We start from the raw sequence: 19,415 nt of genomic DNA on the forward strand, positions 1-19,415 counted from the left end.
CCCGTCGGGAGGGGGGAAGATATTTACTCGCCAGGCGCTTTCATGACTACTCATCATTCGCTGTACAGCCAGATCCCCGCTACCGACCGTCTCCTTCGCGAGCCCCGCATTCATGCTGCCGTTGAGCGTTTTGGCCATACCGCAACGGTGGAGATGTTACGCCTGCTTCAGGACGAAGCCCGATGCGCTATTCAGGCAGAAAACGCCTTGCCCGACTGGTGCGCGGCGTGGGAGCAGGAAGTTGAGCACCGGTTGGATGAGAAAGCGCAAAGCGCGTTACGCCCGGTGATTAACCTGACCGGTACCGTGCTGCATACCAACCTGGGCCGCGCGCAGCAGGCGGAAGAGGCGGTTGCTGCGGTTGTGCAGGCCATGCGGGCGCCCGTGACGCTGGAGTACGATCTGGACGGCGCCGGACGCGGGCATCGTGACCGGGCGCTGGCGGACCTGCTGTGCCAGCTGACCGGCGCGGAAGATGCCTGCATTGTGAATAACAACGCCGCAGCGGTACTGCTGATGCTGGCGGCGACCGCCAGCGGCAAAGAGGTGGTGGTTTCCCGCGGCGAGCTGGTGGAGATTGGCGGGGCGTTTCGTATTCCGGACGTGATGCGCCAGGCGGGCTGCACGCTACATGAAGTGGGCACCACTAACCGTACCCATGCGAAAGATTATCGCGCGGCGGTGAATGAAAATACCGCCCTGCTGATGAAGGTCCACACCAGCAATTACCATATTGAAGGCTTCACCAAAACGGTTGAAGAGGCAGAGCTGGCGGCGATTGGCCGCGAACTGAATATTCCGGTGATTGCCGATCTCGGCAGCGGCTCGCTGGTGGATCTGAGCCTTTACGGGCTGCCGAGAGAGCCGATGCCGCAAGAGATGATTGCGGCGGGCGTTAGCCTGGTCAGCTTTTCCGGCGACAAGCTGCTGGGCGGGCCGCAGGCCGGGATTATCGTCGGCAAGCGCGAGCTGATTGCGAAGCTGCAGCAGCATCCGCTCAAGCGCGCCCTGCGAGCCGATAAAATGACGCTTGCCGCGCTGGAGGCGACGCTGCGGCTTTATCTTCATCCGGAGAAACTGGCCGACCGCCTGCCCACGCTGCGTCTGTTAACCCGCGATGCCGCTTCGATTCGCGCCCAGGCCGAATTACTGCTGCCGCGCATTGCCCCGCACTACCCCGATTTTGACGTTCGCATTGAACCCTGCCAGTCGCAGATTGGCAGCGGTTCGCTGCCGGTGGACAGGCTGCCGAGTGAAGCGCTCACGTTCACCCCGCGTGACGGGCGCGGCAGCCACCTTGAAGCCCTGTCGTCGCGCTGGCGTGGCCTGCCTGCGCCGGTTATCGGGCGGATTTACGATGGCCGAATGTGGCTGGATCTGCGCTGCCTTGAAGATGAAGAGCGGTTTCTGGAGATGTTGTTGAAATGATTATTGCCACCGCCGGTCACGTCGACCACGGAAAAACCACGTTGCTGCAGGCGATTACCGGTATAAACGCCGACCGCCTGCCGGAAGAGAAAAAGCGCGGCATGACCATCGATCTGGGCTATGCCTACTGGCCCCAGCCTGACGGCTGCGTACTGGGTTTTATTGATGTTCCGGGGCATGAAAAGTTTCTGTCCAACATGCTGGCGGGCGTGGGGGGTATCGATCATGCCCTGCTGGTGGTGGCCTGCGATGATGGCGTCATGGCGCAAACCCGTGAGCACCTGGCGATCCTGCAGCTGACCGGTAACCCGCAGCTGACCGTGGCGCTGACCAAAGCCGATCGCGTGGATGACGCTCGCGTCAGCGAAGTGCGCGAAGCGGTACAGGCGACCTTGCAGGAGTATGGTTTTGCCGATGCACCGCTTTTTGTCACCGTGGCGACAGAAGGGCGCGGTATCGATGAACTTCGCCACCACTTACAGCAGCTTTCGTCGCGTGACCACGCCAGCCATCACCGCTTCCGTCTGGCAATTGACCGGGCGTTTACCGTGAAAGGCGCGGGGCTGGTGGTGACCGGGACGGCGCTGAGCGGTGAAGTGAACGTAGGTGATACGCTCTGGCTGACGGGCGTTAACAAACCGATGCGCGTGCGCGGCTTACATGCGCAAAACCAGCCCGCGGAGCGTGCTCATGCCGGGCAGCGGATCGCGCTGAACATTACCGGGGATGCGGAAAAAGAGCAGCTTAACCGCGGCGACTGGCTGCTGGCCGATGCCCCTCCTGAGCCGTCTGAACGCGTCATTGTCTCCCTGCAGACAAACGTGCCCCTGACCCAATGGCAGCCGCTGCATATTCACCACGCGGCCAGCCATATCACCGGGCGCGTGTCGCTGCTGGAAAACGATCTTGCCGAACTGGTATTCGATTCACCGCTCTGGCTTGCAGACAACGATCGTCTGGTTCTGCGTGATATTTCCGCGCGGGAAACGCTGGCCGGGGCACGGGTGGTCGCGCTGAATCCGCCGCGACGCGGCAAGCGTAAGCCTGAATATCTGCAGTGGCTGGCAGCGCTGGCGCAGGCCAGCGATGATAACGCCGCGCTGCGGGTACATCTTGAGCGCGGTGCGGTGAGCCTGCGTGATTTTGCATGGGCACGCCAGCTGAGCGAGGAAGGGTTACGCCTGCTGGCCCAGCAGCCGGGCTTTATTCAGGCTGGAAACAGTCTGCTAAACGCCCCGGTTGCTGCGAACTGGCAGCGTAAGATACTGAACACGCTCGCAACGTACCATGAACAGCATCAGGATGAGCCTGGCCCGGGCCGTGAGCGTCTGCGGCGCATGGCGCTGCCGATGGAAGACGATGCGCTGGTGCTGCTGCTGATTGAAAACATGCGCGAAAGCGGGGCGATCAAAAGCCACCACGGCTGGCTACATCTGCCGGATCACAAGGCCGGGTTCACCGCAGAGCAAGAAGCGGTATGGCAAAAAGTGGCCTCGCTGTTTGGCGATGAGCCGTGGTGGGTTCGCGATCTGGCCCGCGAAACGAATACCGACGAGCAGGTGATGCGTCAGGTATTGCGCCATGCGGCGCAGCAGGGGCTGATAGTCGCGATCGTGAAAGATCGTTATTACCGTAACGATCGCATTGTGGCGTTTGCGAACCTGATCCGCGAGCTGGATCAGGAGCGGGGTTCTACCTGCGCAGCCGATTTCCGCGATCGGCTGAACGTGGGCCGCAAGCTGGCGATTCAGATCCTCGAGTATTTCAACCGCATCGGCTTCACCCGCCGTCGCGGTAACGATCATTTATTGCGCGATTCGTTATTATTTCCTGAAACTCCGTGACCCCCGTCGTAAAGCCGTTACCGGTTGGCGAGAAAATCGCCAGCCGGAACTACCCTTGATGTACACCAACAGCAAGGAGACGGTCATGACAAACAATCCTCCCTCATCGCGTATCCAGCCCGGCGAGTATGGTTTTCCCCTCAAGCTGAAGCCTCGTTATGACAACTTTATTGGCGGCGACTGGGTAGCTCCCGTCGACGGCGAATACTATTCCAACCTGACCCCCGTAACCGGCCAGCCGCTGTGCGAAATAGCCAGCTCCGGCAGGCGCGATATCGATCTGGCGCTGGATGCGGCGCACAAAGCGAAAGATAAATGGGGCCATACCTCCGTTCAGGACCGCGCGGCTATTTTGTTCAAAATCGCTGACCGGATGGAGCAGAATCTGGAGCTGCTGGCGACGGCGGAAACCTGGGATAACGGCAAGCCGATCCGGGAAACGATGGCTGCAGACGTGCCGCTGGCCATCGACCACTTCCGCTATTTTGCCTCCTGCATTCGCGCTCAGGAGGGCGGAATAAGCGAGGTAGACAGCGACACCGTGGCGTATCACTTCCACGAACCGCTGGGCGTCGTCGGGCAAATCATTCCATGGAACTTCCCGCTGCTGATGGCGAGCTGGAAAATGGCGCCCGCGCTGGCGGCCGGGAACTGCATTGTGCTTAAACCGGCGCGTCTGACCCCGCTCTCGGTGCTGCTGCTGATGGAAATCGTTGGCGATCTTCTGCCGCCTGGCGTGATTAACGTGGTCAACGGTGCGGGCGGTGAGATAGGGGAATATCTGGCTACCTCGAAACGGATCGCTAAAGTGGCGTTTACCGGGTCGACGGAAGTGGGCCAGCAGATTATGCAGTACGCCACGCAGAACATCATTCCGGTAACCCTGGAGCTGGGCGGGAAATCCCCGAACATCTTCTTCGCGGACGTGATGGAGGAAGAGGATGCCTTCTTCGATAAAGCCCTGGAAGGGTTTGCGCTGTTTGCGTTTAACCAGGGCGAAGTCTGCACCTGCCCAAGCCGTGCGCTGGTGCAGGAGTCCATCTATGAGCGCTTTATGGAGCGGGCCATTCGCCGCGTCGAGTCTATCCGCAGCGGTAACCCGCTCGATAACGTCACGCAGATGGGGGCGCAGGTCTCGCACGGACAGCTGGAAACCATCCTCAACTACATCGATATCGGCAAGAAAGAGGGGGCGGATATTCTGACCGGCGGTCGCCGTAAGGTGCTCGGTGGGGATCTGCAGGAAGGGTATTATCTGGAGCCAACGATCCTGTTCGGTCAGAACAACATGCGCGTCTTCCAGGAGGAAATTTTCGGACCGGTGCTGGCCGTGACCACCTTCAAAACGATGGAGGAGGCGCTGGAGATTGCCAACGACACGCCGTATGGCCTGGGAGCCGGCGTCTGGAGCCGCAACGGTAATCTGGCCTATAAAATGGGCAGAGGTATTCAGGCCGGGCGCGTCTGGACCAACTGCTACCACGCCTATCCGGCGCACGCGGCATTTGGCGGTTATAAGCAATCGGGCATCGGGCGTGAAACCCATAAGATGATGCTGGAGCATTATCAGCAGACGAAATGTTTGCTGGTCAGCTACTCCGATAAACCGCTGGGGCTGTTCTAATCGCCCAGCTCAGGCCGTCCATGGGCGGCCTGAGCAATTTGCTGGCGCAGGCAGTTCAGAACGCCATCCAGAACGTATTGCACGCGCCAGGGCTGGTATTCGCGTTTGCGGAAGATGGCCGTCAGATCGAGCCACCACTCTTCCTGATGCGGGAAGCAGGGAACCAGCATCCCTTGCGTTAATTCTTTTTTCAGACTCTCTTTTGGCGCAAAAACAATCCCAAGATTATTTCTTGCCAGCTCCAGGGCCGTCTGCGTATTGTCGCAAATATAATTACCGGTCACCCGGTAGTCATGCACGCTATCACTGCCATGTACGCGGAAACGCCAGATGTTTGCATCATCGATCAGCATGGAATCAATGAGAATACAGGAGTGATTAATTAAACCTTCAGGTCCCGTTAAGGGGTGTTTATTTAAATATTCCAGGGTAGCGAATGCCGTAACAGAATATTTTGTTAACACGCTGGCAACCAGACTTTCGTCTTTCGGCGGCGCATAGGTAATTAAAATGTCGCAGTCATCCGGAAAAGAAACGCCTTCTGAATATTCATTCCGATCCAGGTTATAGGTTTTCAGGGAGATGCGGATGTCACCGATATCTTCTATCTGATGGATCACGTGGCGCGCGAGATAGGTTACGATACCTGTAGGGGCATAGATCGTGACCTTTCCGCGCTTTTCATGCTTATAATCAGCAATAAAATTAACGAGTTGACTGTTCTTATCCAGCGTGGCATCAATGTACGGGAGTAACGCTTCCCCAAACTGGGTCAGGGCCAGCTGCCGCGTGGTGCGCTCAAAAACCTTGAGTCCAACCCGCGTTTCAAAATCAGACAGATATTTACTGACGTTGGCCTGCGCCATGCCCAGCAGGGCGGCGGCATCACCAATGCTGTGGGTGGCTGCGATGACGGATATAATTTTTAACTCGCGCGGCTTTAGCTGTAATTTATTCATCATGCACACCCATCTATATGATTTTGTATATAATATTATATAAACCGCAGCGTTGCATTGGCAAATTTGTAACCATTATTATGCGCCTCGCTTGTTTGGCATTTTAATGGATTACATGTAATGACTATTAAATACAATTTACTCATCGCTGCCACGTTATTTGCAACATCCTCAGCAATGGCCGGTGACTTTTCACTAGGAGCGGGGGCTGTATTTAATGAGTCTCCTTACAAAGGCTATAACGAAAATACTACCGCAGTACCGTTAATTAGCTACGAAGGCGAGAGCTTTTATGTTCGCCAGACCACGGGCGGATGGATCCTGTGGAAAGACGCAAAAAATGAACTCAGCCTGACCGCATCGTGGATGCCGCTGCATTTCGATCCTGATGACAACGACGACCATCAGATGAAAAAGCTTGATGAGCGTAAAGCTTCTGCCTTCCTCGGCGGCGCGTACTACCGCCACGAAAGCTGGGGTTCGCTGAAAGTGGCGGTCTCGGGCGATGCCACGGATGAAAGCGGCGGTATGATCGGCGAGGTTTCATACTTCCGTCCAATCAGGATGGAACGCCTGACCCTGACGCCCTCTGTCGGTATTTTCTATAGCGACGAAAGCTATAACGACTACTACTATGGCGTATCCGGCAGCGAGTCTCGCCGCTCAGGTCTGGATGAATACACCGCCGGTGACAGCTGGACGCCATACGTTGGCCTGGCGGCCAAATATCAGTTAACCCAGAAGCTGTATCTTAACGCCAGCGCGGTCTACACCGTATTGCCTGACGACGTGAAGAACAGCCCGATGATCGACCGCGACGACAGCTTCGCGCTGATGACCGGTCTGACCTGGCGTTTCTGATGCGCTAAAGCCGGGTGGCGGCTTCGCCTTACCCGGCCTACATGGACAGCCATCGCAGTTTTACGTAGGCCCGCACAAGCGAAGCGCCGCCGGGCATATTTGAGAGTACCAATCTCCCGTTTTCCCTTCCCGTCATGGCTTCCTCATTAATATTCCTGATACGCTAATGCGATCTGCGCCATCAATAAAGGTGTGCATCATGTGTATCATGCTTAAAGAAAATCAAACCGGGCACTCTCGCCCGTATTTGGCGAAAGGCGGGAATTAAGCACGGATATCAGGAGTCGTTATGTTTTATCCGGCTTACATTCATTCTGACTTCGACGGTAGTGCCAGCGGCTATCTCAAAAGAACCGGCTTTTAATGCACGCGAGGCGTAACACATGAACCGATTTATCATGGCGGATGCGGAAAAATGCATTGGGTGCCGCACCTGCGAAGTGGCCTGCGCGGTGTCGCATCAGGACGCCGTCTCCGCTAATGCCTTTTCGCCCCGCCTTCGGGTGGTTAAGGGAAATTCATACACTACGGCAGTGGGTTGCCATCAGTGCGAGGACGCGCCTTGTGCTAACGTCTGTCCAACCCATGCCATCAGCCTTACGGCGGGAGCCTGGCTCGTTGAGCAGACGCGCTGCATTGGGTGCAAAAGCTGTGTGGTGGCATGTCCGTTTGGGGCTATGCAGGTGCGCCTGGAGGGAAATAAGGCGCAGGCGCTGAAATGTGATTTATGCCTGCATCGCGAAGGCGGACCGGCCTGTGTGGAGGCCTGTCCAACCCACGCGCTGCGCTGACCCTGCCAGGATTCGGGCTGAAAAGCTTACTGCATTTTATTGAAATTCCACGTAAACGTCAGACTGTAGCGCCAGTCTCTGTTGCGACTGTCTGTCGGAACATCCCCGACGGGTCGTGCCGCCTCCACCGTGACGCTATAGTGGCGCGTATCGCCTATCATCACCCCGGCAGCCACTGACCCGAGCCGTTGATGAGGCAAACCGGACGTGTTAAACCAGGTTTGCGCGGTATCGGCCAGGATATAGGGTTGGACGGTGGCAAGCCAGGTGCTCTCTTTTCGCATCTTGATATAGCGCAGTTCTACCTGCCCGCCATAGCCGTAATCACCGCTTGCTTCACTGTCCTGATATCCACGGCCAAAGCGCTGGGCACCGAAGCTAACGCGTTCGGGCTCTGGCAACGTGTTATTTGACCAGTCTCCCTCCCAGGATGTTGATAGCCGCCATTTGTCGGCAAACAGCCAGGCTGCGTCTAAATAGCTTTTTGTGAGCGTAAAATTAATATCGGGTTTAGGCGCTGAGACGATATCGGCACCCATCGCATCAATACCCTGTCGTACGTTGAGTCTGCCGCTGATGCTGGCGGTTGTGAATTGATGTGCACCATTGATACCCACTTCCAGCGCCGGATAACGTGCGTGTTGGTTGACGGAGTCCAGACTGTAGGTTTTGCCCTGCAGTCTGGCCTGCAGGGCATAGTCATCCTGGCGGTCGGTATAATCAAAACCGCTGGTCAGATTAATTTGTGATTTTTGCGTCAGCAGCAATGGATAGCCAAACGTCACGCCGCCGTTGTATTGCGTGGTTTTTTGCTTCGAATCGACCTGAATATTATTGGGCAAAGTGAGCAGGGGGGAAAAATCCCGCGGATTTTCACGGTAATAGCTGCCTTTGATCTGCATCGTCAGCCCTTCATCGTTTAAAAACTGCTGCCAGTTCAGACCCACATAGTTTTTTCGCGTGTTGCTATCTAACGGTATAAGCGTAGCCACGCCAAGCTGATCGCCATAGCTTGTCAGATTGCTGAGCGTTCCGTTCAGCATCATTAAATCTTGCCCTTTACGGGTGTCGATCGTGGAGGCGATATTCCAGCTCCGCTCCTCATTACCGGTTATCTGCATCGCCGCCGCGCCATAGATATTGGTTGGCAGCTGCGCGTTGGCCGTGACCGGAACGTTCGGGGTGCGGGTCATCAGCTGGCTATAGCGATCGAACGTATCCTGAGACAGCGGTTTTTCCGCCATGATTTTTTCTGACAAGCGTTTAAGGCGCGCGGCGATATTGGGGTTGTTACTGGTTATGTCGCTGTGCGCCACGTACCCTTCGACCAGGACAATTTTAATATTTCCCTGCTGGAAATTATTATCGGGCAGCCAGGCATAGGAGAGCGGAAAACCGTCGGCCTTGTAGCGCGCCGTAATATCATTTACCAGCCCCGTAAGCGTTTTTAGCGGCACGGTTTTTCCGGCGTAAGGCCTGAAGGGGTTAAGTAATTCCTGCAAGGGATAACGCGTGCCGCCAATAAACTGAATGTGATGAATGGTAATGGGCGTTTCAGGCGTCAGCGTTGACTGCGGTTTTTCTATTTTGACTTTCGGCTGTGGGACGGTCTCAGTCTGTTCTGGGGCAACGTTACGAGAAACTTGCGCCGGGTTATCGGGGTTAATAATAGAGGGCAGTGTATCGGCGCGGGCCATGCTCAACACAACCAGCCCCGTCAGCGAAAAAAGGAAATGGTTTTTCATCGCGCTATCCCTGTTCATCATTCCCGGTTAGGGGGAGTGTCGCTGTACGAAGCGCCCCTGAAGCAGGGGCGCAGAAAGGCAATAACCGTTTTACTGTTTTGGCGTCAGTAGACCGGTGGTTAACGTGTTGTTGTGCTGGCGGTAACGCCCGACGTCAGGGTATTGAGGGTTGTATTGACCGTCGCACCCAGGCTGTTGTTCGTGGCCGCCACATTTGCGTTAGCTGTGAGAGAGCCTGATCCTCCTCCGGTCGTCGAGGTGGCGGGTTTCACTAGCGTACCGGTATCCGTCACCGTCTGGCCGACGTTTTGAACGACCTGACCTACGCCGCTAAGCCCGCTATTACTGCTGCTAACGTTGGTGCCTACGCCGCTCACGGTGTTTCCTACTTGCGTCAGCAGGCCGTTGACCGGAGTACCCAGACCTGTTGTGGTGCCCACGCTTTGCGTCACGCCTTGTACTCCGCCCAGCGTCTTGTTCACCACAGTCGTGGTATCGGTTGTTACCTGAGCTACCGCAGGGCTACTGACCGTGTTGGTTAAACCTGTGCCGGTGTTACTGACTAACTGCCCGGTACTGTTTACCACGCTGCCCGTCAGGCCTGTTACGCCGCTAACCGGTGTTCCCGATGTCGAACTTGCCAGGCCCGTGCCTACCGTAGAGACGGTATTGCCCAATGAGGTGACCGACGTGGTCACGCCCTGAACCGTCGTACCGACACCGTTCGCGTTGCCCGGATCGCCAATGCCGGAGGTGACGCCTGTTCCCACGGTAGAGACGGCGCTGCCAACACCGCTGACGGTGGTTGAAACGGTTGATGTGACAGGATTATTTGTCGGGATCTGGCTTCCCAGGCTGTCCACCGTAGAGCCGACGCTGGTCACCGTTTTACCGGCATCACCCAGCACAGTGTTCACGCCTGCAGTGGTTGTGCCGCCACTGCCCGTTCCGGTCCCTCCGCTGCCGTTACCTCCGGTTCCCGTTCCTGAGCCTGAGCCCGAGCCTGTCCCTGAACCTGAGCCAGATCCGTTACTGCCTGAACCACCATTATTAGCCGTTGTGCCACTTCCATCACCCGAGCCGGTATTACTTCCGGTTGCGGGGTTATTTTTGGCTGTTGAGTGAGATCCGCCACCGCTTCCACTGCAGGCAGAAAGAGAGAACGCGAGCAGTACCGCAGCAGCAATTACGCTGATGCGACTAGCATTATTAGGTAGCATAAAAATACTCCACGCAATAGAACGCCGAGCGGCGTATTAGTGAGTATATGCAGTATTTTAAAAATGCACACAGACTTGCTTCGAGGATATTTTTTTACCAGCGTTGTTTGTTTTAAATCTTATATAACAATGAGTTAATTAAGCTGTTATTTAACGTCTCCTTAATTATTTTTGAATTGCTATAGTGCCATTAAAACAACAGGAATTATCCTAAATAACCCCTTTAAATAATAGGGGAATAACGCTGAAGGATATATCCTTTATAAAATATATAGATCACAATAAAAATAAGGCTCTTCATCCGAAGAGCCTTAATATTTAACAATTGCCTTCGCGCCAGGCTTTTTCAATTTCTTCGGCGAGAATTTTAACACCCGCTTCGATTTTTTCCGGATCGGGTACGTAGTTCATGCGCATGCACTGGTGCGTATGCGGCCACGGCTTATCCAGTCCCGGGAAGAAATAATCGCCCGGTACCATCAGAACGCCGCGCTTTTTCAGGCGCTGGTAGAGCAGTTCGGTGGTGACAGGCAAATCCTTAAACCACAGCCACAGGAAAATTGCTCCTTCTGGTTTGTGGATCAGGCAGCGTTCTTCCGGCAAATAGCGGCGAAGTATCGCAATCGTCTCCTGAACGCGCTGGTAATAGAATGGCTTGATCACGTCATTCGACAGACGCAGCAGGTCGTTGCGCTTAATCATTTCACACATCATCGCCGGGCCAATGCCGCCCGGTGAAAGGCTGATAATGCCGTTCATATTGGTAATGGCGGTGATGATTTTCTCGTTGGCGATGATGATGCCGCAGCGGCTGCCCGGCAGACCCAGCTTAGAGAGGCTCATGCACAGGACAATGTTCGGGTTCCACAGCGGACGTGCTTCGCTGAAGATAATGCCCGGGAACGGCACGCCGTAGGCGTTATCGATCACCAGCGGAATGCCGTGCTGATTCGCCAGCGCATCCAGCTTCATCAGTTCGTCGTCGGTGATCACGTTGCCCGTTGGGTTAGTCGGGCGCGATACGCAGATCATGCCCGTCTCTTCACCAATATGCAGGTGTTCAAAATCGACGTGATATTTGAACTGGCCTTCCGGCAGCAGCTCGATGTTCGGGCGCGCGGAGACGAACAGATCCTCTTCCAGGCCGGAATCAGCGTAGCCGATATACTCTGGTGCCAGCGGGAACAGCACTTTTTTGGTGGTGCCGTCGGCGCGACGCCCTGCGAACAGGTTAAACAAGTAGAAAAACGCGCTCTGACTGCCGTTTGTCAGTGCAATATTCTGTGGTTCGATATCCCAACCCAGCTCGTCACGCAGCATTTCGGCGAGGAGTGCCAGCAGTTCGGTTTTACCCTGCGGGCCGTCGTAATTGCAAAGCGCATCGGTTGCTTTGCCGCTTTCCAGCATCTGAGCGAGCAGCGTCTGGAAATAGGTATTCATCTCCGGGATTTGAGCCGGGTTTCCGCCGCCGAGCATGATTGCGCCCGGTGTGCGCAGCCCGTCGTTGAGATCCTCCATCAGGCGAGTAATGCCTGAATGGCGGGTAAATTTGTCGCCGAAAAGTGAAAACGTCATAGCAGGTGATCTGTCGAGCTTATTTTGAAAGTGGGTAACCATAACGCTAGCACCGTGCTGGTGCAAATCGGGTGATGTGGTCGGATTTGTTGTTTTATAGGGCGGAAGTGTATTTGTGTAGTGAATAGTTCTGGTGGGTTTCCCCTCACCCTAACCCTCTCCCACAGGGAGAGGGAACTGGAGTGTGCCGTTATTGATTACCTGCCCATACCACCATCACCTTATCGCCATTATGCTCGCGCACGAATCCATACCCCTCGTTCAGCGACAGCGTGGTTTGTTTGCCTTCACCAATCGCCGGGTGGCGGGCGCGGAACTGGCCCAGCGTTTGCCAGTGGGCGACGGTTAGGGCCTGCTTGCCCGTGACGTCCTGCCAGTTCATATCTGACCGGGTGCCCTGTAATGGATCAGAACCCGTCGGACCGAACGGACGCTCGGATTCATCCCCGTAATAGATTTGTACGCTGCCCGGAGCCAGCAGAAGCAGCTCCGCCGCGCGCTGGCCTCCTTCGCGGAACAGACGCGTATCGTGTGATGAGAGATAGCTCAGCACGTTGAAGCTTTGCAGCTTTTCCGCCATCTGCTGCCAGGTGAGATCCATATCGGCCAGGCAATCCACCGCTTTTGCCGCCTGCTCCTGATAGTCAAAGTTGATCATCGCATCAAAACCGTGGCGGTAATAATCGCTTTGCATCACCCCGTGGCCCCAGGATTCCCCGGTCATCCAGAACGGTGCGTTGTCGAGCTTTTTGTCCGGGTTCGCCCCTTTCCAGGCGGCCAGCGCCTGGCTTGCCTGGTCTTTCAGCTGTTGCCAGGCCGCAAGCTCAACGTGTTTCGCCGTATCCACCCGGAAACCGTCGATGCCGTAGTCACGTACCCACTGGCTGAGCCAGTGGGTCAGATAATCGCGCGGGGTATATACGGGGATGGCCTTCGCGTGGGTGTCGGGCTTGTGTTGGTAAAAGTTAGGCAATCCGGAAGGCGTCGTGGATTCCGTTTTCAAATCCGGCAGAAATGCCAGCGACATGGTCAAATCGTCGAAGCCGGGGTTGTCGTAATCGCCGATGTCCGTGCGGATCCATTTTTTACCCCACCATTTTTCCCATGCGGCTTTGTCGCTGAAGTTGATGTAGTCGTTAAAGCTGTGCCAGCTTTGGCCCGCGCCCGGCTTCCAGTCCGTCCAGCGTTCTCCCAGCGTCTTTTTCAGCTCATCACCCTGAAGGTACAGGGCACCAAACTGAAATTCCTGCATGTCTGCCAGCGTGGCATAGCCAACGTGGTTCATGACGATATCGAACAGAACGCGGATCCCGCGCTTGTGCGCTTCGTCGACAAGATGGCGTAAATCATCTTCGGTTCCCATGTTGGCGTCGAGCTTCGTCCAGTCCTGGGTGTAGTAGCCGTGATAGGCGTAATGCGGGAAATCACCTTTGGTGCCACCGCCTACCCAGCCGTGGATCTGCTCAAGCGGGGAGCTTATCCAGAGCGCATTCACTCCCAGCTGCTGTAAATAATCGAGCTTGCCGGTAAGTCCTCTGAGATCCCCGCCGTGGAAGGTGCCAATCTCCTGCATACCGTCTTTGTGGCGACCGTAGCTGTTGTCGTTGCCCGGGTCACCATTCACATAACGGTCGGTCAGCACAAAATAGACGGTGGCGTTTTGCCAGCTAAACGGCGCGGGCTTGTCGGTTTCGGCGCGCTCAAGCAGCAGCAGGCCGTTACTGTGGGCGGCTGGCTGCAGGGTGATTTTTCCATTCTGCACCGTCGCCGTCTGTTTACTGTAGTAGTCGCGCACGACGGAGCCCTCCGGGAAGGTATCGCCGATGTCCAGCGACAGCGGTTTACCGTCCCACTTCGGACACTGGCGGATGACGTTTGCAACCGGCTGTTCTGCGGCACTCTGAATCGTCAGCAGCAGGGTGGGCGTGCCGGAGCGGGTATCAATCCGCATCTGGTAGTCACCGTCGCGGAAAAGACGCCACTGCGGCGGCGTGCCGTCACAGGGCTTGAGCGACAGCATCTCATTGAGTTTTATCGCGTCCGCAGGCTGCCAGCACGTCTTGTCAAAACTCAGCGTCAGAGGACGCGTACCCTTCGCAAGCTTTGCCTGGCTGGTGAAGACCCCGGTGCCTTCGGCGCTAAATGCGCTAAACCCCGGCGATGACCAGTCGGCATGCGCCAGTGCGGGTAACATCAGAAAGGCTAATGCGGTACGTTTCATTCCTTTTTCCTGTCGCGGCATTTTTGACCAGTGTGCCATCAGGCGAGGGGCAAAAACTCATCCCCTGCCGCTTTCTGCCGGGAGGAAGCGTGAGGATGAGTGATCTCGCGCAAAATTAGGCAGTTATCTGCGATAGCGCACACAGTTTTTGTGGAATGATGTTTTTATGAGCAAGTTTCAGGTGACATAGTTTCGGAATTGGACTATTTCTATACGTGCTCTTGAAGTCTATTTTTGATATGATTTGAGATTCCGCTCTCAAATTTGTGAAAAAAATAAGGTGTTGGGATGATTACATCCGACCAGGAGACCTAATGATATCGACTCCCATTCGACGATATGGGGCTGCGATACTCATGTTACTCACCACGGCATTTTCGGGTGAGGTGCTTGCGAAGACGCACACGGATACAACGAGTAAGAAAGCCCACGTAATAAAGACGACAAGTAGTAAGGTTAGCAGTAAACAAGAGTATTCTCGCAATAGTGCAAAGAGTAGTTCACTTCCTGATTTGCGAAAATACCCTTCCGGAACACCAAGGAAAAAAGCGTTTCTCCGGACGGTAATGCCTTACATCACGAGTCAAAATGCCGCGATTACTGCGGATCGTAACTGGCTGATTTCCAAACAGTACGATAGCCGCTGGTCGCCGTCAGAGCGCGCGCGTCTGAAAGATATCACGAAGCGCTACAAGCTGAGCTGGAACGGTAACACCCGTCGTGTGCCGTGGAATGCTCTCCTTGAGCGTGTGGATATCATCCCGGGCAGCATGGTTGCGACCATGGCTGCTGCCGAAAGCGGCTGGGGTACTTCTAAGCTTGCGCGTAGCAACAACAACCTTTTCGGCATGAAATGTGTGAAAGGTCGTTGTAATAATGCCCCTGGCAAGGTGAAAGGCTATTCGCAGTTTGAATCTGTGAAAGATTCCGTCAGCGCCTACGTGGTGAATCTGAACACGCATCCGGCCTACTCATCTTTCCGTAAATCACGCGCTCAGCTGCGTAAAGCGGACCAGGAAGTGACGGCTAGTACGATGATCCACAAGCTGAAAGGTTATTCGACAAAGGGACAGAGCTATAACAACTATCTGTTCGCCATGTACCAGGATAACCAGCGTTTAATCGCCGCCCATATGTAATCTAAAAAAACGCCTTCCACTGGAAGGCGTTTTCTTTTCTATATCAGCACCTCGCTGTAGCGATCCCGATACTCCTTCGGCGTGGTCTCATACTCCTTGCGAAACACGGAATAGAAATATTGCAGAGACGGGTAACCGCACATCTGCGAGATTTCGTTGATCGACAGCGACGTGGAAATGAGCAGGCTGCGTGCTTTCTCCAGCTTTTCAGCATGGATGACGGCATGAATAGTTTCGCCCACCTCTTCTTTAAAACGCTTCTCCAGATTCGAACGCGAAATGCCCACCGAATCCAGTACCTGATCGACCTTTATCCCTTTGCAGGCGTGGTTGCGAATGTAGTGCATGGCCTGAATGACGGCCGGGTCGCTTAAGGAGCGATAATCGGTTGAGCGACGTTCCACGACGCGGACAGGAGGCACGAGCAAACGCTGAAGCGGCAGAGATTCTTTATCGAGCAGACGATGCAGCAGCTTCGCCGCCTGATAGCCCATCTGACGCGTGCCCTGAGCAACGGAGGAGAGCGCCACGCGAGAAAGATAGCGGGTCAGTTCTTCGTTATCAATGCCAATCACGCACAGCTTTTCGGGCACAGGAATGTGTAAATGTTCGCAGACCTGCAGCACGTGCCGCGCGCGAGCGTCCGTCACGGCGATAATACCGGTTTGCGGCGGCAGCGTTTGCAGCCAGTCCGCCAGGCGGTTTTGCGCGTGCTGCCAGTTTTCTGGTGCGGTCTCCAGCCCCTGGTACACCACGCCGCGATACTTCTCCTGTGCGACCAGCTGGCAAAACGCGTGTTCTCGCTCAACGGCCCAGCGCTTGCCGCTGGTGGCTGGTAAACCATAAAACGCGAAGCGATGGACGCCTTTCTCTTTTAAATGAAGAAAGGCGGACTCGACCAGGGCATGGTTATCGGTGGCAATATAATGGACCGGCGGATAGTGTTCGGGCGCATGGTAAGAGCCGCCGACGCCTACAATCGGGACGTCGACGTCGGTCAGCAGCTGCTCAATGATGGGATCGTCATAGTCGGCGATGACGCCATCGCCCAGCCAGTCTTTGATGTTCTCCAGACGGGTGCGAAAATCTTCTTCAATAAAAATATCCCATTCGGATTGCGACGCCTGCAAATATTCACCAACGCCTTCCACCACCTGACGGTCGTAGGCTTTATTGGCATTGAATAACAACGTAATGCGGTGACGCTTTTCAAACATGGCTCACTTCCCAATTAAGTCACAATACGGTTATCAGGCCCGTCGCTTGGTGGCCGAGTCCATCCAGACTGCCAGTAAAAGAATGGCCCCCTTGACGATATACTGCCAAAACGTCGGGACGTCCATCATACTCATCCCGTTATCCAACGACGCCATGATAAATGCCCCCATGACCGCGCCCGCCACGCTCCCGATACCCCCTGCGAGGCTGGTGCCGCCAATGACGCAGGCGGCGATAGCATCCAGCTCGGCGATGTTACCGGCGGAGGGCGAGCCGGCGCCCAGACGCGAGCTAAGGATCAACCCGGCGATAGCGACCATCAGGCCGTTAATGGCGAAAACCGCCAGCTTGGTACGTTCGACATTGATACCCGAGAGACGGGCAGCTTCAAGGTTGCCGCCAATGGCATAAATACGGCGGCCAAACGCGGTGCGCGTCGCCATAAACATACCTGCCAGCAGTAAAAGCGCCAGCAGCAGGACGGGTGTCGGGACACCGCGATAGTCGTTTAAAAGCCAGATGGCGCCCAGCACAATGACCGCCGTGAGCGCCTGACGCCCCACTACCGACGTTGACGCTGGAGAAGCCAGCCCCAGCGCCTGACGGCGCATGCGTCCACGCCACTGCCACGCGACAAACCCCAGCAACCCCACCACACCGATGGTAAAGCCCACGGTATCCGAGAGGTAACTCTGGCCAATCTGCGACATGGCTGCACTGGTCGGGGAGACGGTGGTGCCGTTAGTGATGCCGATTAAGATCCCGCGAAAGGCCAGCATCCCTGCCAGGGTGACAATGAACGATGGCACCTTACGGTAGGCAACCCACCAGCCGTTCCAGGCTCCCAGTACCAGACCCAGCACCAGCGTGACCGCCACGGTCAGCGGCAGCGGCCAGCCGAGCCAGACGTCAAAAATCGCCGCCACGCCGCCGAGGAGACCCATCATCGACCCGACCGACAGGTCGATCTCCGCGGAGATAATCACGAACACCATGCCCACCGCCAGAATGCCGGTGATGGCGGTCTGGCGGAGCAGGTTAGAGACGTTACGTGCGCTTAAGTACGAGCCATCGGTCATCCAGGTAAAGAAGAGCATGATGACGATAATGGCCGCGATCATCACGAAAACCTGCAGGTTAAGCGCTTTTAAGCCCGCGAACGCACCGGGCGTCGGAACAGCGACTTTGATATCAGACGGATTGCTTTTCGACATGACGTTCGCTCCTTAAAGCGGCTTCCATCACCTGCTCCTGCGTCAGGTTCTGGTTAATCAGGTTGGCTTTCAGTTTTCCCTCATGCATGACCAGCACGCGGTCGCTCAGTCCGAGCACTTCGGGTAATTCAGACGAAATGACAATGACGGCAATCCCTTGCTGTACAAGCTGATTAATCAGTTTGTAGATTTCATATTTGGCACCGATATCAATCCCGCGCGTTGGCTCATCAAGAATTAATATGCGTGGATTGAGAAGCAGGCAGCGCGCCAGAATCGCCTTCTGCTGGTTTCCCCCGCTCAGACGGCCAATCGCCAGTTCCGGCGAGGAGGTTTTGACCTTCAGCCGGGCAAGCGACTGGAGGATGCACTGCTGCTCGGCGGCGTCGTCCAGGCTGCTCAGCGCGCCGGAGAACCGATCGAGTGCCGCAAGCGTAATGTTTTTACCCACCGCCATCACCGGTACGATGCCGTCTTTCTTACGATCTTCCGGCACCATGGCAATACCGTGGGCAATCGCCTGCTGGCAGTTGTCGATTTTCACCGGCTGGCCGTCGATATAAACCGTGCCCTCCCAGCGCCCCGGCCACACGCCAAACAGGCACTGTACGGCTTCGGTGCGTCCGGCACCGACGAGGCCGGCAATCCCAAGAATTTCACCGCTGTGAAGGGAAAACGAGACGTTATTGACGCGCTTGATGTGGCGGTTAACGGGGTGCCACGCGGTCAGGTTTTCCACGCGCAGCACTTCATCGCCCTTAGCGTGAGGCTCATTCGGGTAGAGCGCCGTCAGCTCGCGGCCCACCATCATGGTGATGATGTCATCTTCACTCATGCCGGCGGCTTCACGCGTGCCGATGTGCTGCCCGTCGCGGATCACGCAGATGGTGTCCGAAATGGCTTTGACCTCGTTCAGCTTGTGCGAAATATAGATACAGGCGATGCCGTGGTTTTGCAGATCGCGGATGATGTTGAGCAGAACCGCGGTTTCCTGTTCGGTAAGCGAGGCCGTTGGCTCATCAAGGATCAGCAGCCTGACCTGTTTATTTAGCGCCTTCGCTATTTCGACCAGCTGCTGTTGACCCAGGCCCAGATCCCCCACGCGGGTATCCGGTGAAATGTTGAGGCTCACCTGCGCCAGCAGCTTTTCGCAGCGGAGCGTCATGGTGTCGTAATCCAGCACGCCGCGGTGGGAAATTTCGGCCCCGAGGAAGATGTTCTCCAGCACGGTGAGATGCTTCACCAGCGCCAGCTCCTGGTGGATGATGGCGATGCCTTTGCGTTCGGTATCGCAGATGTGTGTCGCCTGAATCACTTCGCCAGCAAAGACGATTTCGCCTTCGTAGCTGCCGTGTGGGTAGATCCCGCACAGCACTTTCATCAGCGTCGACTTGCCCGAGCCGTTCTCGCCGCACAGTGAAACCACTTCGCCGGCGTTCAACCGGAGGCTAACGTTGTCGACGGCTTTCACCGTGCCGAAGCGCTTGGTGATGCTTTTCATTTCAAGTAAATAGGGCATAACCGCTCCACATAACCCGAGGGAAGAACAGTACAACGTGATGCGCCCCCGCAGAGC

The 19,415-nt window shown here is 55.9% G+C and carries 14 protein-coding genes; 6 read left to right on the forward strand and 8 right to left on the reverse strand.

From position 1 onward, the window contains the following. Positions 1-42: 42 nt before the first annotated feature. The 3 genes from selA to aldB all read left to right on the forward strand — a co-directional run bounded on the left by selA (position 43) and on the right by aldB (position 4,896). A complete protein-coding gene (gene selA / locus NWV12_RS00700; protein WP_033147021.1) occupies positions 43-1,428 on the forward strand; it encodes an L-seryl-tRNA(Sec) selenium transferase in 1,386 nt (461 codons plus the stop codon). Next, complete coding sequence (gene selB / locus NWV12_RS00705) at positions 1,425-3,272, forward strand: selenocysteine-specific translation elongation factor (protein WP_048980291.1); 1,848 nt, start codon at positions 1,425-1,427, stop codon at positions 3,270-3,272. Before selA ends, selB begins: the two co-directional genes overlap by 4 nt. Before the next feature lie 85 nt (positions 3,273-3,357). Beyond that, complete coding sequence (gene aldB, locus NWV12_RS00710) at positions 3,358-4,896, forward strand: aldehyde dehydrogenase AldB (protein ID WP_029740992.1); 1,539 nt, start codon at positions 3,358-3,360, stop codon at positions 4,894-4,896. Here aldB and NWV12_RS00715 read toward each other — a convergent pair. Beyond that, positions 4,893-5,858, reverse strand: coding sequence for a LysR family transcriptional regulator (locus NWV12_RS00715; RefSeq protein ID WP_065419815.1), 966 nt, complete (start codon positions 5,856-5,858; stop codon positions 4,893-4,895). The genes aldB and NWV12_RS00715 overlap by 4 nt on opposite strands. A 117-nt stretch (positions 5,859-5,975) precedes the next feature. On the opposite strand from NWV12_RS00715, the gene NWV12_RS00720 reads away from it, so the two are divergent. Both NWV12_RS00720 and NWV12_RS00725 read left to right on the forward strand, forming a co-directional pair. After that, complete coding sequence (locus tag NWV12_RS00720) at positions 5,976-6,716, forward strand: MipA/OmpV family protein (RefSeq protein ID WP_048980292.1); 741 nt, start codon at positions 5,976-5,978, stop codon at positions 6,714-6,716. Positions 6,717-7,099: 383 nt separating this feature from the next. Then, positions 7,100-7,507 carry a 4Fe-4S dicluster domain-containing protein gene (locus NWV12_RS00725; RefSeq protein WP_048980293.1) on the forward strand — a complete coding sequence of 136 codons (408 nt, stop codon included), beginning with the start codon at positions 7,100-7,102 and terminating at the stop codon, positions 7,505-7,507. Positions 7,508-7,533: 26 nt separating this feature from the next. On the opposite strand, the gene NWV12_RS00730 is transcribed toward NWV12_RS00725, so the two are convergent. From NWV12_RS00730 to NWV12_RS00745, 4 genes are all read right to left on the reverse strand, one after another. Next, a complete protein-coding gene (locus NWV12_RS00730) occupies positions 7,534-9,252 on the reverse strand; it encodes a ShlB/FhaC/HecB family hemolysin secretion/activation protein (protein WP_048980295.1) in 1,719 nt (572 codons plus the stop codon). A 119-nt stretch (positions 9,253-9,371) separates the two neighbouring features. Next, the gene (locus tag NWV12_RS00735; RefSeq protein WP_223862643.1) at positions 9,372-10,169 is read right to left on the reverse strand and encodes a collagen-like triple helix repeat-containing protein; all 798 of its coding nucleotides are present in this window, start codon (positions 10,167-10,169) and stop codon (positions 9,372-9,374) included. 621 nt (positions 10,170-10,790) lie between these two features. Further along, positions 10,791-12,047 (reverse strand): valine--pyruvate transaminase, encoded by a 1,257-nt coding sequence (gene avtA, locus NWV12_RS00740; RefSeq protein WP_033147014.1) that lies wholly within the window; start codon positions 12,045-12,047, stop codon positions 10,791-10,793. Between the two features lie 190 nt (positions 12,048-12,237). Further along, positions 12,238-14,268 (reverse strand): alpha-amylase, encoded by a 2,031-nt coding sequence (locus tag NWV12_RS00745; protein WP_048980296.1) that lies wholly within the window; start codon positions 14,266-14,268, stop codon positions 12,238-12,240. Between the two features lie 314 nt (positions 14,269-14,582). Between NWV12_RS00745 and NWV12_RS00750 the strand changes: the two genes are divergently transcribed. After that, positions 14,583-15,407, forward strand: coding sequence for a protein bax (locus tag NWV12_RS00750; protein WP_032661838.1), 825 nt, complete (start codon positions 14,583-14,585; stop codon positions 15,405-15,407). Between the two features lie 38 nt (positions 15,408-15,445). Here NWV12_RS00750 and xylR read toward each other — a convergent pair whose 3' ends face one another. Genes xylR through NWV12_RS00765 form a run of 3 tightly spaced genes read right to left on the reverse strand, consistent with a single transcriptional unit; the run spans position 15,446 to position 19,358 of the window. After that, on the reverse strand, positions 15,446-16,624 hold the full coding sequence (gene xylR, locus NWV12_RS00755) for a D-xylose utilization transcriptional activator XylR (RefSeq protein WP_048980297.1): 1,179 nt from the start codon (positions 16,622-16,624) through the stop codon (positions 15,446-15,448). Positions 16,625-16,657: 33 nt separating this feature from the next. Further along, positions 16,658-17,839 carry a xylose ABC transporter permease XylH gene (xylH, locus tag NWV12_RS00760; protein WP_048975572.1) on the reverse strand — a complete coding sequence of 394 codons (1,182 nt, stop codon included), beginning with the start codon at positions 17,837-17,839 and terminating at the stop codon, positions 16,658-16,660. Next, entirely contained in the window at positions 17,817-19,358 is a 1,542-nt protein-coding gene (locus NWV12_RS00765; protein WP_048980299.1) for a xylose ABC transporter ATP-binding protein, read from the reverse strand. The genes xylH and NWV12_RS00765 overlap by 23 nt, the downstream gene beginning before the upstream one ends. Between the last annotated feature and the right edge of the window lie 57 nt (positions 19,359-19,415).

Origin of the sequence: Enterobacter sp. Crenshaw, assembly GCF_024734705.1 — a bacterium.
Lineage (GTDB): Bacteria > Pseudomonadota > Gammaproteobacteria > Enterobacterales > Enterobacteriaceae > Enterobacter > Enterobacter asburiae_B.